Source organism: Kaistia sp. MMO-174 (assembly GCF_037147815.1).
Classification (GTDB): domain Bacteria; phylum Pseudomonadota; class Alphaproteobacteria; order Rhizobiales; family Kaistiaceae; genus Kaistia; species Kaistia nematophila.
On record NZ_JBBCUO010000001.1, the window covers coordinates 44,795 to 68,085 of the forward strand.

Sequence of the window (23,291 nt, forward strand, 5' to 3'; positions counted from 1 at the left end):
GATCCAGACCCGGTGCGAAGCGGGCAGGCGGTGACGCGGCGCCGCCCGGACGGGCCGACGGGATCGACCGGGCGGCTGTCGGCGCGGCTCGGGCCGGCGTCTCTGGAGGCCGAAGAGCGGCCTAGTTGCGTTCGAAGATGAGGATCGGCGCGGTGAGCACAGCGCCGGCGGCCGAACCCAGCACCTGGCCGGCGCCGAGTGTCGTAGCCCCCAGCGAATTGCTGCCGCTGAGGCTCGAATCCGTCACGCGCTGGCCCTTGATCAGCCGGTCGCCCATCAGTTGCACCACTTCGGGGCTTGTGGCGAACTTGCTGTGGTTCAGGCGGTCGCCGTTCTGCAGCGCCGTCAGGTCGAGCACGGTGATGCCGGTCGCCGATTCCATCTGCGACAGATAGGGTTCCTTGGTGATGTCGACGGCGCCGAGCCGCGTCATCCGGCCGGACAGCAGCCGCGACAGCCGCAGCGCGCGATCGTTCTGCGACACGAACAGCGTGATGTGCGGCCGCTGCGGGCCCATCTCCAGCACCTGCTTGCGGAACACGTCGATATCGAGATCCGGCGAGGCGAGGATCAGGTTCGACACCTTGGCCGGGACGCGGCCGTCCTGCAAAGCGATCTGCCGGACTGCTTCGACCGCCAGCCAGCCGCCCATCGAATGGGCCATGATGGTGACGTCGGAGACGGCCGGGCTGGAGGCGGCGGCGCGGATCACCGTGGCTAGCTCGCTGCGCGAATAGTTGGCGCTCTCGCGGTCGTAGTTGTAGTCGAAGATGTTGCCGCGCGATGGCCACGAGAACAGGATCGGCGCGACATTGGCGTCGGTGTCATGCACGATCTGGGCGAAGCGGAAGACGCTGTCGGCGAACTGCGTGTTGAAGCCGTGCACGAAGATCAGCACGCGCCGCGGCTTGCCGGCCGTGCGTTTGAACCACGCCTTGGCTTCGCTTGGCTGCATCGACGACACCTTGGTGGTGACGAAGTCGCGCGCCGGGTCGCCCGGCACCCGGTTGGGCCACTGGATGCTGCCGACCTCGCGCTGGTTCGGAACCGAGACGACGATGTTGTCGAGCGAGAGGTTCGGGCCTCGTTCACCGTTGAAGTAGACGCCGGGCGCCGGATCGGGGGCGCGGGTGGTGGCAACGAGGAGATCGACCTTGCTGGCGGCGGCGGGATCTGCTTGGACCGGGGCAAGCACACCCTGCGGCCGAGACGCGCAGGCGCTCAGTCCGAGGGCTAGTCCGAGGATCAGCAGGGCCCTGGACAGGAAACAGGCAACAGACGACACGCGGCCCCCGCAAGCAACACCGACCCGCCAGCACCCTAACCCAGCGTTCTGACGGAACTGTTACACGGCTCCTCGGGCAGAATGAAGGGTCGAGCGACCGGTGATGGCGCCGGACATGGGAAGCCCTGGCGTTCGCTTCGCTTTCCTCGCCATCCGTGGCCGTTCTGCCATGCGGCGGAGCGGGCGCAGGCTGGCGCGACCCGCAAGCCGGGGGCGTGGTCCTGCCTGCGCCACGCAGCCATGGTGCGGGCGAGCGCTTCCGCTCGCCCGGGTCCCGTCAGGGGCTGGACGCCAGCGTGAGCTGGGTGACGCCGGCCGCGATGTTGATGCCGATTTCGCCCTCGACCGAGATCGGCTGCAAAGCGAAGGCGTTGTCCGAGCCGCCGACCAGCACGTTCGCGCCGAGGCCGGGGCCGAAGGCGGCGTCGGCGCTGGCGCCGACATATTTGCCGGCGAGCGCGCCGATGGCGGGCGCATTGTTGGTCTGCGCGATCACGCCCCAGATCAGGTGGCTCTTCTCCAGGCCACCCAGCGCAAGGCCGAAGGTCTCGATCTTGCCGGTATAACCGTTGGTTCCGTCGCCCTGTTCCGGCTTGAACTGGCAGGTCATCGTCTGCTTCTCCACGACGACAAGACCGACGCCGCCAGAGACGTCGCAGGTAAGCGTCCCGATCTTGGTCGCGGATTGCGCCATGGCGCCCGAGGACAGCAACAATGATGCGGCGACGCCGATGCCCGCGCCGATCGCGGTCCGCGAGAAAGCAGAGAATACCATGCTCAATAGCCCTGAGTTCGTGCCCCGACGCCCTCTAGAAATGTACGCCGAGGCTGGTGAAAATACCTTGTTGGGTTGTATCGAAGACGAATCCGTCCTTTTCATAGTCCGTATAGATGACACGATAACCGATGGCGGTCGAGATCGTCTTGGTCCAGTTGTAGCCGAGGGTTGCAAAGCCCTGGGATGTGAATTTCGAGCCGACGTCGAAGCCGCCGACATCGCCGATCGCGTTGATGAACCAGCGGTCGTTGATGTCATAGTGCAGGGCGAGGCCGATGGTCGGATCGATCCAGTGCTTGGTTCCTTCCTCGTCGAAGGAGAATGCCGGGTCTGCCGCGTCGAGATCGAGTTCGGCGGTCAGGCGCTGATAGCGGAAGCCCGCCGTCGCGCTCAGGCTGAGATTGGGAACATTGATCGGTAGGCGATATCCGACGAGAGCGGAGGCGGTCAGCTGCTTCTGGACGAAGTCGAGCGCGGCGCCGTTTCGGCCGACCTGTTCATCGTCGCCAATCTTGACCCACATCACGTCGGTCAGGAACAGCCAGTCGCCGTACTCCGCGCCGAACGACGCCATCAATGCGCCCTTGAGATGCTGGAGCGCGTCCCAGGGCGTCACGTCGATGTGCTGCGGCTGAAGTCCCCGCACGCCGACGTCGCCGGAGACACCGGAGGCCCAGCCATAGAAGGTGGCCTGGAAGCGCCAGTCTTGCTTGGGAGCGATAGGCTCGACCGGCGTCGGTTCGAGATCCGCGGCGAGGGCCGCCCCGGCGGTCGCTACCAGCAAAAGCGGGACGTAAAGGCAGCTTGATCGCAATTTCCCCTCCTTCGTTGCCGCGGACTTCGCTCCGGCCGCAGCGACGCCCGATCCGGCACGCCGCGCACGCTCCTTGCCGCGCCCCGGAGCGCGATCCGCCCGGAATCATCCCCGAATTCGAGGGTGGCTGCTTGTTTTTGGAGGACAGCCGTTTGTCTTCGCGGGACAAGCACTCTGCCCTAGCGTAAACTGCGGCGGGACGCGGCCGGATTTCATGCTAGCGTTGCAGGGAAGCCAGGGTGGCGGGGGTCTATGGCGGACGTCGGGGCCAGGGGGGAACTGTCTGCACGGGCAGGCCGGGAGGTCGAGGACGCGCCGCGGGCGCGATCCGATCGCCGCGATCGCTTGCCGGCGGAATTGTTTCCGCGCGGCTGGATCCGGGTCGGCATGGCGACCGCGATTCCCGGTCTGGTGCGGGGGCGCGGCATAGACCCAGACCCTCTCCTTGCCGCGGCCGGCCTCGATCGCGTCGAGATAGAGGATCCCGACAACAGGGTGGCGATCGGCCGGCTCGGCCGTCTTTTCGGTCTCTGCCAGCAGGCGACGCGCTGCGAGCATTTCGGGTTGCTGGTCGGGCGCGGCGCGGGTCCGTCGGCGCTGGGCGCGATCGGCTGCCTCGCCCAGCATTCGCCGACCGTCGGCGATGCGCTCGACACGCTCGTGCGCCACTTCCATCATCACGATCGCGGCGCCGCGCCGAGCCTGCGCTTCCGGGGTGACGTGGCGATGCTCGGCTATGCCGTCTTCGTGCCGGAGGTCGAGGCGGTCGACCAGTTGGCCGACAGCGTCATCGCGGCCGCGTGCAATCTGCTGCGGGCGATCTGCGGCCCCGGCTGGCAACCCGGCGAGGTCCTGTTGGAACGGCGGGTTCCTGCCGATCCGACACCGTTTCGCCAGTTCTTCGGCGCCGGCGTCCGTTTCAACCAGGAGAGCGCGGCGATCGTCTTTCCCGCCCACTGGCTGTCGAGGCCGATTGCCGGCGCCGATCTCGTTCTGCGGCGAATTCTCGAACGCCGGGTGGCTGAACTGGAGACGGAGGCGCCGCAAAGCCTGAGCGACCGGCTGCGGGCGCGCCTGCGCGGGACCTTGTTGCGCGAGAAATGCTCGATCGAGGATATTTCGCACCATGTCGACCTGCATCCGAGGACGCTGCGCCGGCGGCTGCAGGAAGAGAACACGACCTATAGCGCGCTGGTCGACGAGGTGCGTTTCGAGATCGCCCGCCAATTGCTGTCCGTCACGTCGTTGACGGCCGGCGAGATCGCCTCGGCGCTCGATTATGGCGACAGCGCCGCCTTCACTCGCGCCTTCAAGCGCTGGTCGGGGCTGGCGCCCTCGGCCTGGCGCCTGGCCGAGGCGCCGCGATGAACCGGCCCGGCGCATTCCGGGGGTACCGAGGGGAGTGGGAATGACTTCGATCACGGTCGGCATCGCCGCCTTCGTCGCCATCTTCGGCGGCGTGCTCTTCGGCATTGCGGCTGCCCGCCTGCTTCCCGAGCCGCATCTGAACACGGAGACCCGCAATGCCGTGACCATATCCATGGCGGTCGTCGGCACGTTGTCGGCGCTGGTGATCGGCCTCCTGATCTCGACCGCGAGCACGTCGTTTTCCGCCCGCACCAACGCGATCAGCAACCTTGCCGTGGACATCGTCCGGCTCGATCGTTCGCTTGCCCGCTACGGCCCCGACGCCGACGGCATCCGCCACGCGCTGCACGCCTATGCGAAGGCCAAGGTGGACGAACTGGCGGCCGGGGTCGGCGGCGATGAAATGGGCATGCGGACGCTCGCCATGCTCGAGACGATCAGCGACCAGATCCTCGACCTGCGTCCCGCCGATGATCGCATGCGCCACATCCAGGAGCAGTCGCTGGAGTTCCTGAACAACATCGCCACCGCCCGCTGGCTGCTGATCGAGAACGACAAGAGCGCCGTGCCGGGGCCGTTCCTGGTGCTTCTGATCTTCTGGCTGTCGATCCTGTTCGCGAGCTTCGGCCTGTTCGCGCCGCGCAATGCCACCGCGCTCGCCGCGCTCCTGCTGTGCTCGCTCGCGGTTGCCGGCGGCATCTTCATGATCCTGGAACTGGCCGCCCCGACCGAAGGGGTGATCCGCCCCTCGCTCGAATCAATCCGCGCCGCGATCGACCAACTCGGCGGCCACTAGAAGCGTTCGGCCACCGGCGATGGTGGCAGAACGTACATCCATTCCGCCGCCCCGGACGGGGCGGTGCATGCCCGAAGCAACAAGCATTGAAGTGTTAGCAAAATCCGGTCGAGCTCCAGCCTCCGCAACGCGGGCGCCAGAACATTCTCCGATGCGTGGCGTCGATCCAGTTGAGCTTGGATTGCTAAGTCTCTAAACCTTTTCGCAGGGGCGGGGTAAACGGCAACTGGATATGGATCGATCTTCTGACAGTGAACGTGCGCGAGGCGGGATATCGTCCCACCAGCCCGAATGGGGGCGGGTTCTTCACGGCCGGGCCGATCAGGAGATACGCATCCCGGAGGTCGCCGCGACGGCCCAGGTCGGGCTCAGCCTGGCCGGGCGGTCCGCCGCCCAGCTTCGGCCGCCCATCGTCAGCTTCGTCCTCGTCAACTGGAACTATGGTCGATATATCGGCGCGACCATCGATTCCATCCTCGCCCAGGACTACCCGCATTTCGAATGCGTCATTCTCGATAATGGATCGACCGATGACAGCCGGGTCGTCATCGACCGCCATGTGCGCGGCGACCGTCGTTTCCGCGTCATCCACCTGCCGGAAAACCTGGGCCAACTCGGCGCCACGCTGGTCGCGCTTGGCGAGGTGAAGGGCGGCTTCGTCACCTTCGTCGATTCCGACGATCTGCTCTTTCCCGATTTCGCATCGACGCATCTCCAGGTTCATCTCTCCGCGCCGCGCAGCGTCGCGGTCACGACGAGCGGGGTGGCGGAGGTCGATGGAGCCGGCGTCGTGCTGACGTCGCAATACGCCACGATTCAGCTCGATCGGCACGGCGTGGCGAAAGGCCTTCGCGACGCGTCGACGGTGATCCGGCTGTCGACCATCTCGGACGAGCAGTTCAGGACGTTGCATGCGCTGACGGCCGTCGTCCCTCGCTGGACCAAGGGCTGGCTGTGGGCTCCGGGGACCGGCAACATGATCCGGCGCTCGGTTCTGGAGATGGTTGCGTTCAACGATCGGAACGCCACCTACATGCGCTCGGCGGACGGGCATTTCCTGCCCTTGTGCCATGCCTTCGCTGGCACGGCGCTGATCGACGTTCCGCTCTCGGCCTACCGCATCCACGGCGAGAACTATTTCGTCAATCGGGAGTCGCTTCTGGGCATTCCCAACGGAACGCCCGAGTATGCGGCGAAGAGCCGTCGCGAATCCTATGAATCGGTCGCGTCGATCCTTGAGAACGCCAGGCAGAATGCCTGGCTCCTGAGGGAGTCGTTCTGGCGCGTGGTCGATATTTCGACGCGGGTACATTCGGACGATCTGAAGGCCTATTACGGCGCGCCGTCGGGCGTGGAGATCTTCGAGCGCCACGCGGCGACGCTGCGCGAAGCGGTGGGTGACAGGGCCTTCATCCAGAACATCTGCGCCCGGTTCGGCTTCCGTGATGCGCGAAGGATCATCGCGAAAGGGTTTGGCGGTCGCGCGCCGGCCCGGCTTCAGCTCAAGATTTTCCGTCTCTGCAGAAACAGGAAGCGCATGAAGGCGCTGCTGCATTGATGGCGGCTCCGCTCGTCAGCTTCGTGGTCATAAACTACAACTACGAGGACTATCTGGCCGAGGCCATCGACAGCGTCCTTGCCCAGGACTACCCTAACATCGAATGCGTGGTCATAGACAACGCATCGACGGACGGAAGCCGCGAGGTGCTGGCTCGCTACGAGGGCGTGGACGCCCGGCTGAGCATCCGCCGCTTCGACAGGAACCTCAATCAGATGGGGGCCCTGCTGAGGATCCTCGACGATCTCCGGGGCAGGTATCTGACGATCGTCGACGCCGATGACTTCATTTTTCCGAACTACGCCTCCCAGCATGTGCTGGCGCACGAGATGGCGCCGCGCGGGCTGGCGTTCACCTCGTCCTGCGTCGTCGAGGTCGATGGCGCCGGCTGTGTTTTGACGGCCGGCTATGACCCGTTTCTCTCGAATGTCGTCCAGGCCCGCCTGGCGGATGGGGAGGCGAACGCCGTCGAGGGCGTCGGCGCGACCGACCGGGCGCTGCTCCTCGAGGCCATCCGGTTGGTCGATCGCGACGACCCCAAGTGGAGATGGTCGCCGGGCACCGCCAATATGCACGACCTGTCGCTGGTCCGCGCGACGAGGCCGATCGGCCATGCCGAGGCCTATGTTGGCGCCACCGACAATTATTTCATGTGGCTGAACCACGCCATCGCGGGCTCTGCTCAGATCCTGACGCCGCTGTCGGCCTACCGGCATCACGGCCGCAACCGGTATGGCGCCATGCCGTCGGTCGCCGGCTTGACGATCGGAACTCGTTCCGGCGTCAATCGATCGGCGGTGCGCCGGCGCGACATCACCCTGGCGCTGGCTTCCCGGGCGCGCGCCTTCCAGCAACTGGCGCCCGGGCGGTTCTGGAAGCTGATGGACGCGCCCGCCGCCGCGGACGGGCAGCCGGTGGAGCTCTATTTCGCCAATCCCCTGGTCCAGAAGATCCTCATCGAGCATCGCGCCGAATTGCTGTCGCTCGGTGCAGCGGAAGTCGAGCGTGAACTTGCTGAGCGCATGGGGCGCAAGGCCGCGCGCAGGATCGCCCGCGCCTGAAGACGGCTGAACGCATATCCATTCGACCCGCCCGGACGGGGCGGCGCGCGCAATTCTCATGCCCGGATGACGGAATGACTCGCCAAGGCGTGTCGTTGCCTGTTCCATAGGCTCTGGGGGACCTGCCCATCGCATGGGCGGCCTCGGCTGGCTTTGGCACGAGGCATGCTTGGCTCGCGCCGGGCTGCAGTCCTGGCCGTGACAGGGTGGCTCGCCGGGTTTCGGTGCCGCGCGGCTGCCGCCTTCTTTGCCGTCGTCATCCGAAAAAATCGTTGGTGATCATCCAAACTGGATCGCGGCGGTTCGATTCTTGTGGGTTGCCACCATCATCTTTCAGTCCAGCCGTACCGGGCGTATTCGCGCAAACGTTTCCGCATTGACAGCGCGATGCGTTCACCGCAATCTCATACGGCCATCAACGATATTCGAGTGACCGGTGCAGGGGAAACTGTCGGGTGCGTCGAGTCGAGGATGGGCATCGACAACGAACGCCTGTTTCACTCCAGAGGGTCGGTTTCATCATGTCCAGTTGGTCTCGTCGTCTCGTCGCGCTGTGCGGCGCCTCCGTCATCGCGCTCGCCAGCCAGGCTGCGCTCGCCAAGGACGTCTCCGTCGCGGCGATCTCCGGCTACTTCTCGCAGGGCTTTGGCGTCGCCATCGTCGAGGGCCTGAAGAAGGCCGAGAAGGATCTCGGCGTGAAGGTCAAGCTGGTCGATACCGGCAACCGCGCCCTCGACTATGAAGAGCAGTTCAACAACCTGGCCAAGGGCGGCGAGTACGACCTCGTCTTCGTCATGGGCTGGGAGCTGGTCGACGCGCTGCAGAAGGCGGCCGAGGCCTATCCGAACACCAAGTTCGTGTTCATCGACGGCGTGCTCGATTCCAAGAAGATCATTTATGCCAATTTCGCCCAGAACCAGGGCTCGTTCCTGGCCGGCGCGCTCGCCGCGCTGATGGCCGAGAAGGGCAGCGAGATCGAGGGTCTCGGCGACGGCAAGGCCGTCGGCTTCGTCGGCGGCCGCGACATCCCGGTCATCCGTGACTTCCTCGCCGGCTACGAGCAGGGCGCCAAGACCGCCGCTCCCGACGTCCGCCTCGACGCCGTCTTCGCCGGCACGTTCGACGATCCGGCCAAGGGCAGCGAGCTGACCATGGCGCTCTACGGCCAGGGTTCGGACATCGTCTACAACGTCGCCGGTCCGACCGGCGAGGGCGTGCTGCAGGCCAGCGCCGCTGCCGGCAAGTACTCGATCGGCGTCGACGTCAACCAGTGCGACGTCGCGCCGGGCCATGTCATGGCCTCGATGTTGAAGAACGCCAACGTCGCCGTCTACGACCTCGTCAAGGACGTGGTCGACGGCAAGACGATCGAGCCGGGCAGCGTCCACACCGCCGACGTCAAGTCGGGCGGCGTCGAGCTGCTGCTCTGCCCGGGCGTCGCCGACAAGATCCCGGCCGACGTCAAGGAAAAGCTGGAAGCGCTGCGCGCCGACATCGCCTCGGGCAAGATCACCGTCGCGACCACCACGCAGTAACAAGGTCCGGGCTGTCGCCGGTCCCGCCCGCCCGCTCTCCCCGGGCGGGATGGGCCGGCCGCCCGGTTCTTCCAAGCCTCATCGAGTGGGTGGCGGCGCGTCGTGACGGGCTGCCCCCTTGTGCTGCCGGCGCATCCAGTGCTGGCTGCGACGTGCTGATCCGTCGGGCCCCGGGCCGGAGGCGGCGCGCACGGGCACCAGGGACATATTCTCATGTCATTAGCCATCGAGCTGAAATCGATCACCAAACGGTTCGGCTCCTTCGTCGCGAACGAGGACGTGAATCTCTCCGTCGAGCGCGGCAAGATCCACGCCATCATCGGCGAGAACGGGGCCGGCAAGACCACGCTGATGAACGTCCTGTTCGGGCTGCTGCAGCCGGACGAGGGCGAGATCTGGATCGACGGCGAGAAGAAGGTACTGCCCAATCCGGCCGCGGCGATCGCCGCCGGCATCGGCATGGTGCATCAGCACTTCAAGCTGGTGCCGTCGCTGACGGTGGCCGAGAACGTCTTCCTCGGCATGGAGATCCGCAAGGGCGGCCTGATCGACCACGCCGCCCAGATCAAGCGCACCGCCGAGCTCTCGAAGCAGTTCGGCCTGCAGGTGGATCCGACCGAGCGCGTCGGCCTGCTGTCGGTCGGCATCGAGCAGCGCATCGAGATCCTGAAGGTGCTGGCGCGCGGCGCGCGCATCATCATCCTTGACGAGCCCACCGCCGTGCTGACGCCGCAGGAAAGCCGCGAGCTGTTCCAGACGCTGCGCGGCTTCGTCGCCCAGGGCATGACCGTCATCTTCATCTCGCATCACCTGGAAGAGGTGATGGAGGTTTCCGAAAATGTCTCGGTGCTGCGTCTCGGCAAGAACGTCGCCTCGCGCCCGACGGCGGAACTGACCAAGTCCGATCTCGTCCAGCTGATGGTCGGCCGCCTGGTTTCGTTCGACCGCCTGCCGCGCGTCGCCAGCGCCGGCAAGACCGTGCTCGAGGTCGAGGATCTCTGGGCGCGTGACGATCGCCGCCTGCCGGCGCTGCGCGGCGTCTCCTTCGGCGTCCGCGCCGGCGAAATCGTCGGCATCGCCGGCGTCGCCGGCAACGGCCAGACCGAGCTCGCCGAGGTGCTTGCGGGCCTGCGGCCCTCCAGCCATGGCTCGATCAAGCTCAACGGCCGCACCATCACCGGAGCCTCGGCGCGCGAGATCCGCGCCGCCGGCGTCGGCCATGTGCCGGGCGACCGCCTGGTGCGCGGCGTCGACCGCAACGCCTCTATCTCGATGAACCTGCTGATGGGGCGCCAGGACCAGAGCCCCTGGTCGACGCATGGCATCATCAACCGCTCCTACCTGCTCGAGCAGACCAAGGCGCTGATCCAGCGCTTCGACATCCGCACGCGGGGGCCGGAATCGCCGGCCAAGAGCCTGTCGGGCGGCAACATCCAGAAGATCGTGCTGGCGCGCGAGTTCACCGGCAGTGCCGATTGCCTGCTGATCGACCAGCCGACCCGCGGCGTCGACATCGGCGCGCAGGAATCGATCCATGGCGAGATCATGCGCCAGCGCGAAGCCGGCAAGGCGATCCTGCTGATTTCTGTGCAGCTCGATGAACTGATCCGGCTCGCCGACCGCATCCTGGTGATGTTCGGCGGCACGATCATGGGCGAGATCTCCGGCGACCGTGTCGACGAGGAAGAGATCGGCATGCTGATGGCCGGCGTCGTCCCCGAGCCGCATTCCAACACCGTGGGGGCCGCTTGATGTCGGACCGCTTCGATAGTCTCTTCGGCCAGGGGCTGGCCATCCTGTTCGCGCTCGGCCTCGGCGCCCTCGTCATCTTGACCGTCGACGAGAGCCCGGCCCGCGTCTTCGTCACCCTGCTGAACGGCGCCTTCGGCAGCCCCGAGCGCATCGCCGGCACGCTGCTGCAGACGACGCCGATCCTGATCTGCGGCATCGCCGCCTGCATCTCGTTCCGCGGCGGCCTGTTCAACATCGGCATCGAGGGCCAGCTTTTCATGGGCGGCTTCTGGGCCACCTGGGTCGGCTTCTCGTTCAACCTGCCGCCGGCGCTGCATCTGCTGCTCGCCATGGCGGTGGCGGTGATCGCCGGCATGGCCTGGATCGCCATCCCCGCCTTCTTCCGGGCGCGCTACAAGACCAACGAGGTGGTCTCGACCATCCTCGCCAACTATGTGGCGATCCTGTTCACATCCTACCTGACCATCAACTGGTTCAAGCGCCCTGGCGGCCAGTCCGAGACGCCGCCGATCCTCGAAAGCGCCTATCTGCCCGAACTGTTCTCGTTCTCGCGGCTGAACTGGGGCCTGATCATCGGCCTGGTGCTCGCGGTCGGCGTCTATCTGTTCTTCAACCGGACCGCGCGCGGCTATGCCGTCAGCGAGATGGGCGCCAACCCGAAATTCGCCGAATATGGCGGCATCGACATCAAGAAGCAGACCTTCCTGGTGCTGATCGCCTCCGGCGCGGTCGGCGGCCTCGCGGGCGGCGTTGAGGCGCTCGGCGTGCACCACCGCTTCATGGAGGGCTTCGCGCCCGGCTTCGGCTTCGACGGCGTCATCGCGGCGCTGCTCGCCAACGGCAACCCGATCGGCACCATTTTCACGGCGCTGTTCTTCGGCGCGCTCCGCAGCGGCTCGCTGCTGCTGGAAGTCGACACCACCGCATCGCGCGAAATCATCACCGTCATCCAGGCGCTGATCATCCTCGCCGTCTCGGCCCAGATCACCATCCGCCGCAAGGCATCGGATTCGACCGCGGGAGAGCGTCGATGGAAGTTCTAGAGCGTCTCCTCAACGTCACGCTGGTCGTCGCGACGCTGCGCACGACCGCGCCGATCCTGCTCGTCGCGCTGGGCGGCTCCTTCACCACCAAGGCCGGCATCTTCAACATCGGTCTCGAAGGCCAGATGCTGGTCGGCGCCTTCTTCGCCGTGATCGGCACGATCGCCTCGGGCTCGCCCTGGATCGGCGTGCTCTGCGGCATCCTCGCGGCGCTGACGCTGGCGCTGATCTTCGCCCTGATGGTGGTGACCTTCAAGGCGAACGAGGTCGTCGTCGGCCTGGCGCTCAACATCCTGGCCGGCGGACTGACCATCTCTCTGATGAAGGCGATCTTCGGCACGCGCGGCTCGATCTTCGGCCATGGCCTTGTCGGTCTGCCGGCGCTGAAGCTGCCCAATGTCAAGGATCTCGGCTGGTTCGGCCAGATGATCTCCGGCTACACGCCGCTGGTCTATCTCGCCTTCATTCTCGTGCCGGTGCTGATCCTGTTCTACAACCGCTCGCGGCTCGGCCTCTATATCCGCGTCGTCGGCGAGAAGCCGGAAGCGGCCGAGGCCCTCGGCATCTCGATCGTCCGCATCCGCTATGTGTCGTCGCTGCTCTGCGGCCTGCTGGCGGGTCTCGCCGGTGCGCATCTGTCGCTCGGCTACACGACCATGTTCACCGAGAACATGTCGTCCGGCCGCGGCTTCATGGCGGTGGCGATCCTGATCTTCTCGAACGGCGATCCGCTGAAGATCCTGTTCGGCTGCCTGCTGTTCGGCTTCTCCGACGCGCTGTCGCTGCGCCTGCAGACGCTCGGCATCTCATCCTATCTCGTGCTCGCCGTGCCCTATCTGGTCGCGCTCATCGCGCTCTTCGCGCTCTCCTACCGGTCGCGCCCCCGCGTGATCCAGGAGACGCTCGCCAGCATGGGACGCGCGCTTTCCGTCAAGTCCAACACCATCCAACCAACTGCCGCCACGGACGCTTCCAAGCCGTGACAGGGGATAAAATGGAACGCATCATTCTCGACGTCGACTCCGCGGGCGACGACATTCTTGCGGTGCTCTTCGCGGCGATCTCGCCGTCGATCAAGCTCGAAGGCGTCACCACCTGCACCGGTGCGGCCGGGCCGATCGAGCAGGTCACCAATGTCGTCCTGAACACGCTGGCGCTGGCCGGCAAGGGCGACGTGCCGGTCGCCAAGGGCGCCTGGCGCCCGATCGTCGGCAATTCCAAGGAAGACATGCAGGCGCCGGTGCATTTCGAGAAGCGCCTCGTCGCGCGCTTCGGCGACCGGCTGAAGAAGTTCAATCCGCCGGCGCCGACGCCGACGCTGAAGGTGATCGACAAGCACGCCGTCGACTTCATCATCGACACCGCGCTCGCCAACCCGGGCGAGATCACGCTCGTCGTCACCGGCCCGATGACCAACGCCGCCATGGCCTTCCTGCAGGAGCCGGCGCTCGCCAAGGCGCTGAAGCGCATGGTCCTGCTCGGCGGCAATTTCGTCACGCCCGGCAACATCACGCCGCTGTCGGAATACAACATCTGGGCCGACCCGGAAGCCGCGCGCGTCGTGCTCAACCAGGGCGTCGACACGATCCTGGTGCCGCTCGACGTCTGCGAGGACAACCGCGCCGCCGCCTCGATGCTGACCCGCGACGACCTGGCCGACCTCAAGGACGCCGGCGATCATCCGGTGCTGCAGATGCTGCAGGACTCGTTCCCGATCTACATCGACATCTGGCGCGAGTTCTTCGATCTCGTCGGCTTCCCGATGGATGACATCATCACCGTCGCGCTCGCCTTCGATCCGACGCTCTGCACCATGACCGAGCCGCTCTTCTGCGACATCGTGCTGGACGGGCGTCTGGCGCGCGGCCAGACCGTCGCCTATCGCGGCCGCCAGCTGCTGCCCGGCGGCGGTCCGAAGACGACGCGGATCTGCACCGACATCGACGGCCGCCGCTTCATGAAGCTCTTCAAGGAAACGATCGTCCGCTACCAGACGGAAGCGGCGTGAGGGCACCAGAATGACCACGACCGAATTGAACACCACCCGCCCGACGCCGATCCTGCTCGATTGCGATCCCGGCCATGACGACGCCATCGCGCTGGTGATGGCGCATCGCTCCAAGGCGATCGACCTGCTCGGCGTCACCGTCACCTGCGGCAATGCCGAGCCGGAGAAGACCGTCTCGAACACGCTGCGCATCCTGGAGTTCATCGGCGCGCATGACGTGCCGGTCGCCGCCGGCTGCGTGCGTCCGCTCGCCCGCCCGCTGGTGCTCGGCACCGCCGACGGCCCGAGCGGCCTGGAGGGCTCGCCCTACCTGCCGCAGGCGACCAAGAAGGTCGAGCCGATGCACGCGGTCGACTTCATCGCCAAGACGCTGCGCGAACAGGATGAGCCGCTCCGCATCGTCGCGACCGGCCCGCTCTGCAATATCGGCCTGTTCGTGCTGAAGTACCCGGAGCTTCTTTCGAAGATCAAGGACATCACCTGGATGGGTGGCGTCTTCTGGCGCAAGAGCGAGTACATCACGCCGACAGAGTTCAACGCCTTCTGCGATCCGGAAGCGCTGAAGATCGTGCTCGACAGCGGCGTGCCGATCACCATGGTCGGCCTCGACGTCACCATGCAGGTGCTGGTCGAGGAACCGCAGTACCGCGAGTTCGAGAAGATCGACACCGAGCTCGGCCGCGTCGTGCTCGACTGGCTGAAGTTCTACGAGAAGCTGCATCGCAACTCGATGGGCGTCGGCGGCGCGCTGCACGACCCGCTGGCGCTGGCGCTGATCATCGATCCGACGCTGGTCAAGACCCGTCCGGCCCATATCGGCGTCGACCTGACCGGCACCTACACCTTCGGTGCGACGGTGGCGGACTACTGGAACGAGCGTGGCCTGCCGCCGAACGCCGAGGTCTGCAAGGAAGTGGATTCCGACCGCTTCTTCGAGCTGCTCTACAGCCTGCTGCGCGACTGATCGTCGTTCCAGCGAAACGGCGAAGCCCGATCGGGCCGGCCGGCGGAGCATCCGCCGGCCGGCCTTTTTCGTAGGCCAGCGCCTGGCTCAGGCCGGCGTCGCCAGCAGCCGGTGGATGCGGCGGCCTTCCAGCACCGCCACCTCGAAGCGCCACCCTTCCCAGGTGAAGCTCTCGCCGACTTCCGGCAGGTGGCCGAGATGCTCGAGCGCGAAGCCCGCCAGCGTCGTGTGGTCGCCGTCACCCTGCATGTCGCCGGTCTGCAGCGTCCGTTCCGCGTCGTCGATCGGCATCCGCCCGTCGAGCAGCCAGCCGCCATCCTCGCGTCGGGTGGCGTAGGGCTCTTCCTCGCCGGCGAGTTCCGGCATGTCGCCGGCGATCGCGACCAGGATGTCGGTCAGCGTTACGATGCCCTCGAAGGTGCCGTGCTCGTCGACCACGATTGCCATGTGCACCGTCGAGGCCTTGAAGCGCTCGAGCAGCGTCAGGACGGGCATCGTCTCGGTGACGTAGAGCGGCTCGCGGATGGCGGTCTCGATCGCCAGGTCCTCCTCGTCGCGCCCGACCAGGTCCTTGGCGTGGACGATGCCGAGGATCTGGTCTACATCGCCGCGACAGACCGGGAAGCGCGAGCGGCCGCTCTCGCGGATTTCGGCCAGGATTGTCCTCGGATCGTCCTCGACATCGAGCCAGATGGCGTCGACGCGCGGCACCATGATCGAGCGCACCGGCCGGCCGGCCAGCGACAGCACCTGCTCGATCATCAGGCTTTCCTCGGCGGTGAACGCGCTCTGGCCGCCGCCGGTCGAGACGATCGCCGCGACCTCCTCCGATGCCTGTGGCGCCGACTGGCCGCCGCGCAGGATGCGCAGCACGGCCATCGAGGTGCGGTCGCGCAGGTCCGCCGTGGTGACGCGCTTGACGACGTTGCGGCGGCCGACCTGGTTCGCCGCCTCGATCAGGATCGAGAAGCCGATCGCGGCGTAGAGATAGCCCTTCGGAATGTGGAAGCCGAGGCCCTCGACGATCAGGCTGAAGCCGATCATCAGCAGGAAGCCGAGGCAGAGGATGACTACGGTCGGATGGCGCGAGACGAAGGCCATCAGCGGCCGGCTCGCCAGCATCATGACGCCGATCGCGACGATGACGGCGATCATCATGACCGACAAATGCGAGGCCATGCCGACGGCCGTGATCACGCTGTCGAGCGAGAACACCGCGTCGAGCACGACGATCTGCACGATCACATGCCAGAACACGGCATGCGCGCCGTTGCTCGACTTGGCGCCGTGGTCGCCCTCGAGTCGCTCGTGCAGTTCCATCGTGCCCTTGAACAGCAGGAACAGGCCGCCGACGATCAGGATCACGTCGCGCCAGGAGATTTCGGAACCCAGCACCGTGAAGAGCGGATAGGTGAGCTTGACGATCCAGGAGATCGAGGCGAGCAGCGCAAGCCGCATCACCAAAGCGAGAGACAGGCCGATGATGCGGGCGCGGTTGCGCTGGCTGGGTGGCAGCTTGTCGGCGAGGATCGCGATGAAGACGAGATTGTCGATGCCGAGCACGATCTCGAGCACGATCAGGGTCGCGAGTCCGGCCCAGGCGGCCGGGTCGGCCATCCATTCGAAAATCATTGAGGGGTTCCCGTGACCGGCCGGCTGGACCGGTCATCCTGTTGAGAAGGCGAAGCGGCGGCGCGGATCAGTCTGGCGCGCGGCCACGACGTCGGTGCGACAGCGCCGGCCCTGCGAGGCGAAGATGGGCGTGCGAGCTTCAGCGCGGCGCCGATGCGCCTGCCGGGCCGGTCCGAGGCAGGCAGGGACGCTCCGGCGCGGTGGAACCGGCTGAATCGGTCTCTGCCGCGCAGGCGGCACCGGAAGAGGCTTGGCTTGGATCGGGCGGGCCCCCTGGCCCGGAGCGGGGAGGGGGCGGTGGTACTATCAGGGTCGTCGGATGGCATCAGCTGACGGAATCCGGCAAGCGGGACATGGGTTGGCGCGATCTCTCAAGGGTTGGACGGAGCGTCCGATGCACGCAATGTAGGGGCTGACGGGCCATGGGTCCATGCCTATCGCAAACCGGCGGATGCAGCCCCTTTGCGTCAGCCTCGGCGCACCGGCGGCGACAGCTCGCGCATCAGGCTCTGCAGGCTGCGCTGGTCGCCCGTGCCGGTCTTGTCATAGATCGCCGAGAGCTGCGACTTGACCGTGTCCTGGGTGACGCCCTGGGCCGTGGCGATGTCCTGCCGCGTCATGCCACCGGCGACATAGCCGGCGACGCGCTTTTCGGCGGGCGTCAGGCCGAACAGGGCGGCGACCGCCTCGATGGCGGTCTGGATCACCGTGCCGGCCGCGGCGATGAAGATGGCGGCGGCGGCGCGCGTTTCGATGGGCTGCCCGAGCGAACGGCGCGTCAGCGGCAGCACGTGCGCCACCGCCGGCCGGCTCGTCGCCCCGAGCGGCACGTCGATGCCGACGCCCGCGAGCTCGACCTCGTCGCGGACGCCCAGCGTCACCGCCCGCGCCACGGCGGCGTCGGCGAGCGGAAAGCGGATGGTGAGCCGGCCGCCCTGGCTCGCCAGCAGCGCTTCCTCGCGCAGGAAGAGCTCCCCCGCCGGATTGGCGTAGAGGATCTCCATCGTGTCCGCCACGATCACCACGCCGTGCTCGATCCGGTCGATCACTTCCCGGAAGATGGCCGCCTGGCCCCGTTCCATCTGCAGCATGTCGTGAATGGTCACGGCGCGGCGGATGTGCGGGCCGAGCTGGCCGACCAGATCGAACTGCGCCTTGCCGATCTCCGGATACTGCACGGATATGTTGATGGTGCCGATGCGGGTCGGACGCTTCAGGATCGCCATGTCGATCGAGTTGGCGACGCCGAACTTCCGATGGAAGTTCTGGTAGAGCGCGCCGTTGCGCCAGACGTCCTCGCCGTCCGGGCCATAGAGCGCGAACATCCGCTCCAGCGTTCCGGGCTCGTCGATCTCCATCCTGTGCAGCAGATGATAGAACGGGACGTCGCGCGCATGCCTGAGCAGGGCCGCGATCGCGTCCTCGTCGTCGCAGGCAAGCTGGGCGAGGCGGGCGGTGTTCGTGGTCGTGTCGAAGACGGCGATCGTCGTCAGGAAGCCGTTGACCTGCGCGCCGATGAGGCGGAGCGCGATGGGCCAGAGGTTCTCCTCCGCCACGCAGTCATAGATTGCGCCGATCACTTCGGAAAAAGTTGGATCCATGCCTCTGCCGTGGGTGCTGCGGCCGGCGTCACCAGACGTCGAGGCGCGGTTTAGCCTTCCAGAAGAAACTGCACTCGGCGCTCGCGTCCCGAGACCGGGATCCGCGACGGCCGCCCCCTCGACATCGCAGACATGCCGGCAGGGCTTGCTGGGTCCGTCCTGCCGACGGGCCCTCGCACGCTTATCTCACAACCGCGACATCCGGGGAATGCCGACACTATCCGGCCGATCGGCGCCAGTTCCATCCCCCGCACGGGCGATGACGCCACCCCTCGGTCCCCCGGATAAAGCCAGCCGCCGGCTGCACGGAACGATCACCAAGGCTCGCTCCGAGGGGCAACCGGCGCCTGATCGTGGAGACGAGATTGAAACACATCGTTGTTCTGGCGGCGCTGGCCGCAAGTCTGACATCGGCGCTGCCGGCCTGGGCAGCGTCCGCGAACGCGTCCCTGCCTGACAAGGTGCGGGCGGCCAATGACCGCTTCCGGAATGTCGAGACAGCCATCAAGGAAGGCTATTCGCCGATCCCCTGCACTTCGGGGATCGAGGGCGGCGCGATGGGCGTGCACTACGTCAACCCGACGCTGATCGGCGACGAGACGATCGACATCGCCAAGCCCGAGGCCGTCATGTACGAGCCCGGCGCCGACGGCAAGATGAGGCTGGTCGCGGTCGAATACATCACCACCAAGGGCCCCGCCAATCTTGGCGGCCAGCTGTTCAGCTTCACCAATTCGCCCAATCGCTACGGCCTTCCCGCCTTCTACGAGCTGCACGTCTGGGCCTGGAAGCCGAACCCGAAGGGCGCCTTCGCCGACATGAATCCCAACGTCTCCTGCGAGCATGCGCACGAGATGGCGAACTGACCGGCCGCCGCCGGCCCGCATAGTCGGCCGGCGCCGCCCCGCCGGTTTCCAGTGATCCGGAGAGGAGAAAGAATGAAGCAGTTCATTATCGAGCGGAATGTTCCCGGCGCGAGCCAGCTTTCCGAAGCCGAGCTTCGCGCGATCGCCTGCAAGTCGAACGCCACGGTGGCGGCGCTGGGCGAACCCTATAACTGGGTGACCAGCTATGTCGCCGGCGACACCATCTATTGCGTCCACGAGGCGGAGAGCGCCGACGTCATCCATCGCCACGCCCGCGAAGGCGGCTTTCCCGCCGACAAGGTGACCGAGGTGAAGACGCGCATCGGTCCCGAAACCGCACGGGGCGGCCTCTGAGACGCTGCCTGGCCGGTCGGACGAACCCCATCGACCGGCTGCGCGCGCTCCGGCCGAAATGGACATCCCGGGCCTCGCCCGGGATGTCCTGTCATCGGGCCTCAGATCTTTGTCACACGCAGTCGCAGCGCGTTGACGATGACGCTGAAGGACGACAGCGCCATCGCCACCGCCGCGATCACCGGCGACAGAAGCACCCCCAGGATCGGATAGAGCAGGCCGGCCGCCACCGGTATGCCGGCGGCGTTGTAGATAAAGGCGAAGAACAGGTTCTGGCGGATGTTGCCCATCGTCGCCTGGCTGAGCTTTCGGGCCTGCACGATGCCCATCAGGTCGCCGCGCAGGAGCGTCACCCCGGCGCTCTCCATTGCCACGTCCGTTCCCGTGCCCATGGCGATGCCGACATCGGCCGCTGCCAGCGCCGGCGCGTCGTTGACGCCGTCGCCCGCCATCGCCACGACCTTGCCCTCGGCCCGGAAGGCGGCGACGATGTTGCCCTTGTCCTCCGGCAGCACTTCCGCCTTCACCTCGTCTATGCCCAGCCGTCGCGCCACCGCTTCGGCCGTGGTGCGGTTGTCGCCGGTCAGCATGACGATGCGGATGCCTGCCTCGTGCAGCGCGCGGATCGCTGCCGGCGTCGTTTCCTTGACGGGATCGGCGATGGCGAGCACGCCGGCCGGTTGGCCGTCGACGGCGGCGAGAAGGGCCGTGGCGCCGTCGCCGCGCAGCCGGTCCGCCTCGGCCTCGATCGCCGCGACGTCGACGCCGAGTTCGGCGAGATAGGCCGCATTGCCGAGCGCGACGGTACGGCCGCCGACCTTGCCGACGACGCCCTTGCCGGTCGGCGAATCGAAGTCCTCGACCGGATCGAGCGGCTGCCCCCGCTCTTTCGCGGCGGCGACGATCGCGGCCGCCAGCGGATGTTCGCTCGCCTGTTCGACGCTGGCCGCGAGCCGCAGCAGTTCTGCTTCCGAAAGGCTCGCCGCCGGCCGGATCGCCACAACGCGTGGCCGGCCTTCGGTCAGCGTGCCGGTCTTGTCGACGACGAGAACATCGACCTTCTCCATCCGCTCCAGCGCCTCGGCGTTCTTGATCAGCACGCCGGCCTGGGCGCCGCGTCCGACGCCGACCATGATCGACATCGGCGTGGCGAGGCCGAGCGCGCAGGGGCAGGCGATAATGAGCACGCTGACCGCCGCGATCAGGCCATAGGCCATGGCGGGAGAGGGTCCCCAGATCGCCCAGGCGGCGAAGGCGGCGAGCGCCACCAGCACGACGATCGGCACGAACCAGGACGACACCGTGTCGGCCAGCCGCTGGATCGGCGCGCGCGAGCGCTGCGCCTTCGCCACCATCTGGACGATCTGCGCCAGCATGGTATCGGCGCCGACCTTCTCGGCCCGCATGATGAACGAGCCCTGGCCGTTCAGCGTGCCGCCGATGACCTTGGCGCCGGTCGACTTGGCGACCGCGAGCGGCTCGCCCGTCACCATCGATTCATCGACATTGGAGCGTCCCTCCAGCACCTCGCCATCGAGCGGCACCTTGTCGCCGGGGCGCACGCGCAGCTGGTCGCCGACCTCGACATGGCCGAGCTCGATCTCTTCCTCGTTGCCGTCGGCGCCGATCCGTCGCGCCGTCGCCGGGGCGAGGTCGAGCAGCGCCTTGATCGCGCCGGAGGTCTGCTCGCGGGCGCGCAGTTCCAGCACCTGGCCGAGCAGCACCAGCACGGTGATGACGGCGGCCGCCTCGAAATAGACGGCGACGGAGCCGTCATGGCCCTGGAAGGCGGGCGGGAACAGGCCGGGCGCCAGCGTCGCGACGATGCTGTAGACCCAGGCGATGCCGGTCCCCATCGCGATCAGCGTGAACATGTTCAGCGAGCGGTTGACGAGCGAGTGCCAGCCACGCACGAAAAACGGCCATCCGGCCCAGAGCACCACCGGCGTGGCGAGGAGCAGCTGGATCCAGTTCGACGCCGTGCCGCCGATCAGATGGCCGATGTTGAAGATATGACCGCCCATCTCGAGCAGGAATACCGGCAGCGCCAGCGTGAGGCCGACCCAGAACCGCCGCGTCATGTCGCGCAGTTCCTCGCTCGGTCCCTCGTCGGCCGTGACGAGAACCGGCTCCAGCGCCATGCCGCAAATCGGGCAGTTCCCCGGGCCGATCTGTCGGATTTCGGGGTGCATCGGGCAGGTGTAGATTGCGCCTTCGGCCGCTTCTCCGGCCGGCTGGGCCGCTGCACTGGCCAGCATGTGGCCGTGATCGTGATCGTGGTTGTGACCACTGTGATGGCCGCCGAGGGCATAGCGGCCCGGCTCCGCCATGAATTTCGACCGGCAGCCGCTCGAGCAGAAGAAATAGTCGGCGCCTTCGAAGCGGGCGCGAAACGCCGTCGCCTCCGGATCGACGTCCATGCCGCAGACGGGATCCTTCACGCGTTTCGCCTCGCCGCCTGTCGCCTCCGCGCTGCCGTGGCCATGCGGATGTCCGGGCGTGGAAGGGTGCGAGTGCCCGGAAGGACCCGCGCCGCCATGCGCGCGCGTTTCGGCATCGGCCCCGGCAGGTCCGGTGTTCGCAGGCCCCGTCTCGGCAGTCGAGATCTTGTCAGGCGCGGTCGTGGTCGTGACAGTCATGTCGGTCTCCCGCAATTGCAGGTCGGGAGCCTGCGGGTTCCCATGATGGGAAGGTCAAGCCCAAATATCGCACCAGGCTTCACCCGGCCGTCCGCCTATTTCTTCTGCGGATGGATGGTTTCGCCGCGCTCGAGCATCGAAGGCCTTCTTGTGCAGCTTGATTCACACCTCCGTCTCGGAAGCATGGTTCTGGCGCAACGAATTATGGAACCCTCGCGAATCGGCGAAGGTCGGGACCTTGTCCATGTCGACATTGGAGGCGGCCATCGACACCTCGTCGCGGGAGCATTCATGCTGGATGCAACGATGGGTCATGATCAACCGGAGTTGCGCAACGTCGACCTCGGCGCGGTCATCCTTCGCGGCCAATCACCTGCAGAATGACGAGCCAAAACCCGTCCGCTGACTGCAGATCTTACGGAACGACGTTTGATTTCAGGTGGATGAGTGGTGCTGCAAGAGAGGATTGAACTCTCGACCTCACCATTACCAATGGTGTGCTCTACCACTGAGCTACTGCAGCGCCGGCGGGCGTGTCGCCCGGACGGCGGTCTATTGCCACAGCGGGGCGGCGGGATCAAGCGCCTGTCGACAACTCTCCAGCCTTTCGCGGTGGAAATGTGGATAGAGGTGGCAAAGCGCCGGGATCGGGCCTGCATCTGTGGATGGCGGGTCAGCATTCCCGGGGGCGCTCCTCTGTTCGAGCGTTGCCGCAGATTGGCATCCGTCAGAGCTTCGGCGCGGGGTTGGCCGGGCAGGGTCGTGCTGCGGGAACGGTGGCCCGGCTGCCGCCGACAGGTCCGCTTCCGATGCCGGGGCGGGGTTTCGGCGATGCGGTCCGTCGGCCTTGGACCGCGACGCTCTTGCGCCGTATATGATTCCCTCTTTCCTGCTGATGATCCGAAACGGCCATGACACGCAAGCCCGACACCGAACCGACCGCTTCCGCGAAGATTCCTTCCGCCGATCCGGCTGATGCCGCCGCGCCCGCCTCCGGGCGGCCGAGCCCGGCCGCCCGCGCCGCCAGGGAGCGTGAGGATCGCCTGGCGGCGGCGCTGCGAACCAATCTCGCCCGCCGCAAGGCCGCGGCGCGCGCCGCCATGGCGGGCGACGGGGACGATCCATCGGAATGAAGGGGTTGCGACGCCGGCTTTTCCTTGTATCGGCCTCATTCCTGGATTAGAGCGACAGTCCATTCATTCGGGGGCACTTCACGGGGCGCCACCGCTCGTTCCAT

General features: G+C 66.7%; 19 protein-coding genes and 1 tRNA gene. 13 read left to right on the forward strand and 7 right to left on the reverse strand.

Annotated features, from left to right (window positions below; all coding sequences use genetic code 11):
- Positions 1–121: 121 nt before the first annotated feature.
- The 3 genes from WFK98_RS00185 to WFK98_RS00195 all read right to left on the reverse strand — a co-directional run bounded on the left by WFK98_RS00185 (position 122) and on the right by WFK98_RS00195 (position 2,877).
- Positions 122–1,285, reverse strand: coding sequence for an alpha/beta hydrolase (locus WFK98_RS00185; RefSeq protein WP_336798886.1), 1,164 nt, complete (start codon positions 1,283–1,285; stop codon positions 122–124).
- A 277-nt stretch (positions 1,286–1,562) separates the two neighbouring features.
- The gene (locus tag WFK98_RS00190) at positions 1,563–2,060 is read right to left on the reverse strand and encodes a DUF992 domain-containing protein (protein ID WP_266337331.1); all 498 of its coding nucleotides are present in this window, start codon (positions 2,058–2,060) and stop codon (positions 1,563–1,565) included.
- Between the two features lie 34 nt (positions 2,061–2,094).
- The gene (locus tag WFK98_RS00195) at positions 2,095–2,877 is read right to left on the reverse strand and encodes a hypothetical protein (RefSeq protein WP_336798887.1); all 783 of its coding nucleotides are present in this window, start codon (positions 2,875–2,877) and stop codon (positions 2,095–2,097) included.
- Positions 2,878–3,264: 387 nt separating this feature from the next.
- Here WFK98_RS00195 and WFK98_RS00200 point away from each other — a divergent pair, with 387 nt between their 5' ends.
- The 10 genes from WFK98_RS00200 to WFK98_RS00245 all read left to right on the forward strand — a co-directional run bounded on the left by WFK98_RS00200 (position 3,265) and on the right by WFK98_RS00245 (position 14,962).
- A complete protein-coding gene (locus WFK98_RS00200) occupies positions 3,265–4,245 on the forward strand; it encodes an AraC family transcriptional regulator (protein WP_266337333.1) in 981 nt (326 codons plus the stop codon).
- A 40-nt stretch (positions 4,246–4,285) separates the two neighbouring features.
- Positions 4,286–5,041, forward strand: a complete 756-nt coding sequence (locus WFK98_RS00205) for a bestrophin-like domain (protein ID WP_336798888.1) — start codon at positions 4,286–4,288, stop codon at positions 5,039–5,041.
- 232 nt (positions 5,042–5,273) lie between these two features.
- Positions 5,274–6,599 carry a glycosyltransferase family 2 protein gene (locus WFK98_RS00210; RefSeq protein ID WP_277614113.1) on the forward strand — a complete coding sequence of 442 codons (1,326 nt, stop codon included), beginning with the start codon at positions 5,274–5,276 and terminating at the stop codon, positions 6,597–6,599.
- The gene (locus tag WFK98_RS00215) at positions 6,599–7,660 is read left to right on the forward strand and encodes a glycosyltransferase family 2 protein (RefSeq protein WP_336798889.1); all 1,062 of its coding nucleotides are present in this window, start codon (positions 6,599–6,601) and stop codon (positions 7,658–7,660) included. The genes WFK98_RS00210 and WFK98_RS00215 overlap by 1 nt, the downstream gene beginning before the upstream one ends.
- Positions 7,661–8,181: 521 nt before the next feature.
- Positions 8,182–9,195, forward strand: a complete 1,014-nt coding sequence (locus WFK98_RS00220) for a BMP family lipoprotein (protein WP_266337336.1) — start codon at positions 8,182–8,184, stop codon at positions 9,193–9,195.
- Positions 9,196–9,408: 213 nt separating this feature from the next.
- A complete protein-coding gene (locus WFK98_RS00225) occupies positions 9,409–10,947 on the forward strand; it encodes an ABC transporter ATP-binding protein (protein WP_336798890.1) in 1,539 nt (512 codons plus the stop codon).
- Positions 10,947–11,990 (forward strand): ABC transporter permease, encoded by a 1,044-nt coding sequence (locus WFK98_RS00230; protein WP_336798891.1) that lies wholly within the window; start codon positions 10,947–10,949, stop codon positions 11,988–11,990. The genes WFK98_RS00225 and WFK98_RS00230 overlap by 1 nt, the downstream gene beginning before the upstream one ends.
- Positions 11,978–12,973, forward strand: coding sequence for an ABC transporter permease (locus WFK98_RS00235; protein ID WP_266337339.1), 996 nt, complete (start codon positions 11,978–11,980; stop codon positions 12,971–12,973). Before WFK98_RS00230 ends, WFK98_RS00235 begins: the two co-directional genes overlap by 13 nt.
- Before the next feature lie 11 nt (positions 12,974–12,984).
- Positions 12,985–13,998, forward strand: a complete 1,014-nt coding sequence (locus WFK98_RS00240; protein WP_266337340.1) for a nucleoside hydrolase — start codon at positions 12,985–12,987, stop codon at positions 13,996–13,998.
- Between the two features lie 10 nt (positions 13,999–14,008).
- Positions 14,009–14,962 (forward strand): nucleoside hydrolase, encoded by a 954-nt coding sequence (locus tag WFK98_RS00245; protein WP_266337341.1) that lies wholly within the window; start codon positions 14,009–14,011, stop codon positions 14,960–14,962.
- A gap of 87 nt (positions 14,963–15,049) precedes the next feature.
- On the opposite strand, the gene WFK98_RS00250 is transcribed toward WFK98_RS00245, so the two are convergent.
- Both WFK98_RS00250 and WFK98_RS00255 read right to left on the reverse strand, forming a co-directional pair.
- Positions 15,050–16,594, reverse strand: coding sequence for a TerC family protein (locus WFK98_RS00250; RefSeq protein ID WP_336798892.1), 1,545 nt, complete (start codon positions 16,592–16,594; stop codon positions 15,050–15,052).
- Between the two features lie 467 nt (positions 16,595–17,061).
- The gene (locus tag WFK98_RS00255; RefSeq protein ID WP_336798893.1) at positions 17,062–18,195 is read right to left on the reverse strand and encodes a helix-turn-helix transcriptional regulator; all 1,134 of its coding nucleotides are present in this window, start codon (positions 18,193–18,195) and stop codon (positions 17,062–17,064) included.
- Positions 18,196–18,560: 365 nt separating this feature from the next.
- On the opposite strand from WFK98_RS00255, the gene WFK98_RS00260 reads away from it, so the two are divergent.
- Both WFK98_RS00260 and WFK98_RS00265 read left to right on the forward strand, forming a co-directional pair.
- Complete coding sequence (locus tag WFK98_RS00260) at positions 18,561–19,061, forward strand: hypothetical protein (RefSeq protein ID WP_442907351.1); 501 nt, start codon at positions 18,561–18,563, stop codon at positions 19,059–19,061.
- Between the two features lie 72 nt (positions 19,062–19,133).
- Positions 19,134–19,415: a DUF4242 domain-containing protein gene (locus tag WFK98_RS00265; protein WP_266340694.1), complete on the forward strand. Its 282-nt coding sequence runs from the start codon at positions 19,134–19,136 to the stop codon at positions 19,413–19,415.
- Between the two features lie 101 nt (positions 19,416–19,516).
- Here WFK98_RS00265 and WFK98_RS00270 read toward each other — a convergent pair whose 3' ends face one another.
- The gene (locus WFK98_RS00270; RefSeq protein ID WP_336798894.1) at positions 19,517–22,054 is read right to left on the reverse strand and encodes a heavy metal translocating P-type ATPase; all 2,538 of its coding nucleotides are present in this window, start codon (positions 22,052–22,054) and stop codon (positions 19,517–19,519) included.
- A gap of 448 nt (positions 22,055–22,502) precedes the next feature.
- A tRNA-Thr gene (locus WFK98_RS00275) sits at positions 22,503–22,577 on the reverse strand.
- 388 nt (positions 22,578–22,965) lie between these two features.
- On the opposite strand from WFK98_RS00275, the gene WFK98_RS00280 reads away from it, so the two are divergent.
- Positions 22,966–23,187, forward strand: coding sequence for a hypothetical protein (locus WFK98_RS00280; protein WP_336798895.1), 222 nt, complete (start codon positions 22,966–22,968; stop codon positions 23,185–23,187).
- Positions 23,188–23,291 lie beyond the last annotated feature (104 nt).

Excerpts from the sequence above, each read along its gene's own strand:
- WFK98_RS00190 (WP_266337331.1), bottom strand. The coding sequence starts at position 2,060 with ATGGTATTCTCTGCTTTCTCGCGGACCGCGATCGGCGCGGGCATCGGC.
- WFK98_RS00200 (WP_266337333.1), top strand. The coding sequence starts at position 3,265 with ATGGCGACCGCGATTCCCGGTCTGGTGCGGGGGCGCGGCATAGACCCA.
- WFK98_RS00205 (WP_336798888.1), top strand. The coding sequence starts at position 4,286 with ATGACTTCGATCACGGTCGGCATCGCCGCCTTCGTCGCCATCTTCGGC.
- WFK98_RS00210 (WP_277614113.1), top strand. The coding sequence starts at position 5,274 with ATGGATCGATCTTCTGACAGTGAACGTGCGCGAGGCGGGATATCGTCC.
- WFK98_RS00215 (WP_336798889.1), top strand. The coding sequence starts at position 6,599 with ATGGCGGCTCCGCTCGTCAGCTTCGTGGTCATAAACTACAACTACGAG.
- WFK98_RS00220 (WP_266337336.1), top strand. The coding sequence starts at position 8,182 with ATGTCCAGTTGGTCTCGTCGTCTCGTCGCGCTGTGCGGCGCCTCCGTC.
- WFK98_RS00225 (WP_336798890.1), top strand. The coding sequence starts at position 9,409 with ATGTCATTAGCCATCGAGCTGAAATCGATCACCAAACGGTTCGGCTCC.
- WFK98_RS00230 (WP_336798891.1), top strand. The coding sequence starts at position 10,947 with ATGTCGGACCGCTTCGATAGTCTCTTCGGCCAGGGGCTGGCCATCCTG.
- WFK98_RS00235 (WP_266337339.1), top strand. The coding sequence starts at position 11,978 with ATGGAAGTTCTAGAGCGTCTCCTCAACGTCACGCTGGTCGTCGCGACG.
- WFK98_RS00240 (WP_266337340.1), top strand. The coding sequence starts at position 12,985 with ATGGAACGCATCATTCTCGACGTCGACTCCGCGGGCGACGACATTCTT.
- WFK98_RS00245 (WP_266337341.1), top strand. The coding sequence starts at position 14,009 with ATGACCACGACCGAATTGAACACCACCCGCCCGACGCCGATCCTGCTC.
- WFK98_RS00250 (WP_336798892.1), bottom strand. The coding sequence starts at position 16,594 with ATGATTTTCGAATGGATGGCCGACCCGGCCGCCTGGGCCGGACTCGCG.
- WFK98_RS00255 (WP_336798893.1), bottom strand. The coding sequence starts at position 18,195 with ATGGATCCAACTTTTTCCGAAGTGATCGGCGCAATCTATGACTGCGTG.
- WFK98_RS00265 (WP_266340694.1), top strand. The coding sequence starts at position 19,134 with ATGAAGCAGTTCATTATCGAGCGGAATGTTCCCGGCGCGAGCCAGCTT.
- WFK98_RS00270 (WP_336798894.1), bottom strand. The coding sequence starts at position 22,054 with ATGACTGTCACGACCACGACCGCGCCTGACAAGATCTCGACTGCCGAG.
- WFK98_RS00280 (WP_336798895.1), top strand. The coding sequence starts at position 22,966 with ATGACACGCAAGCCCGACACCGAACCGACCGCTTCCGCGAAGATTCCT.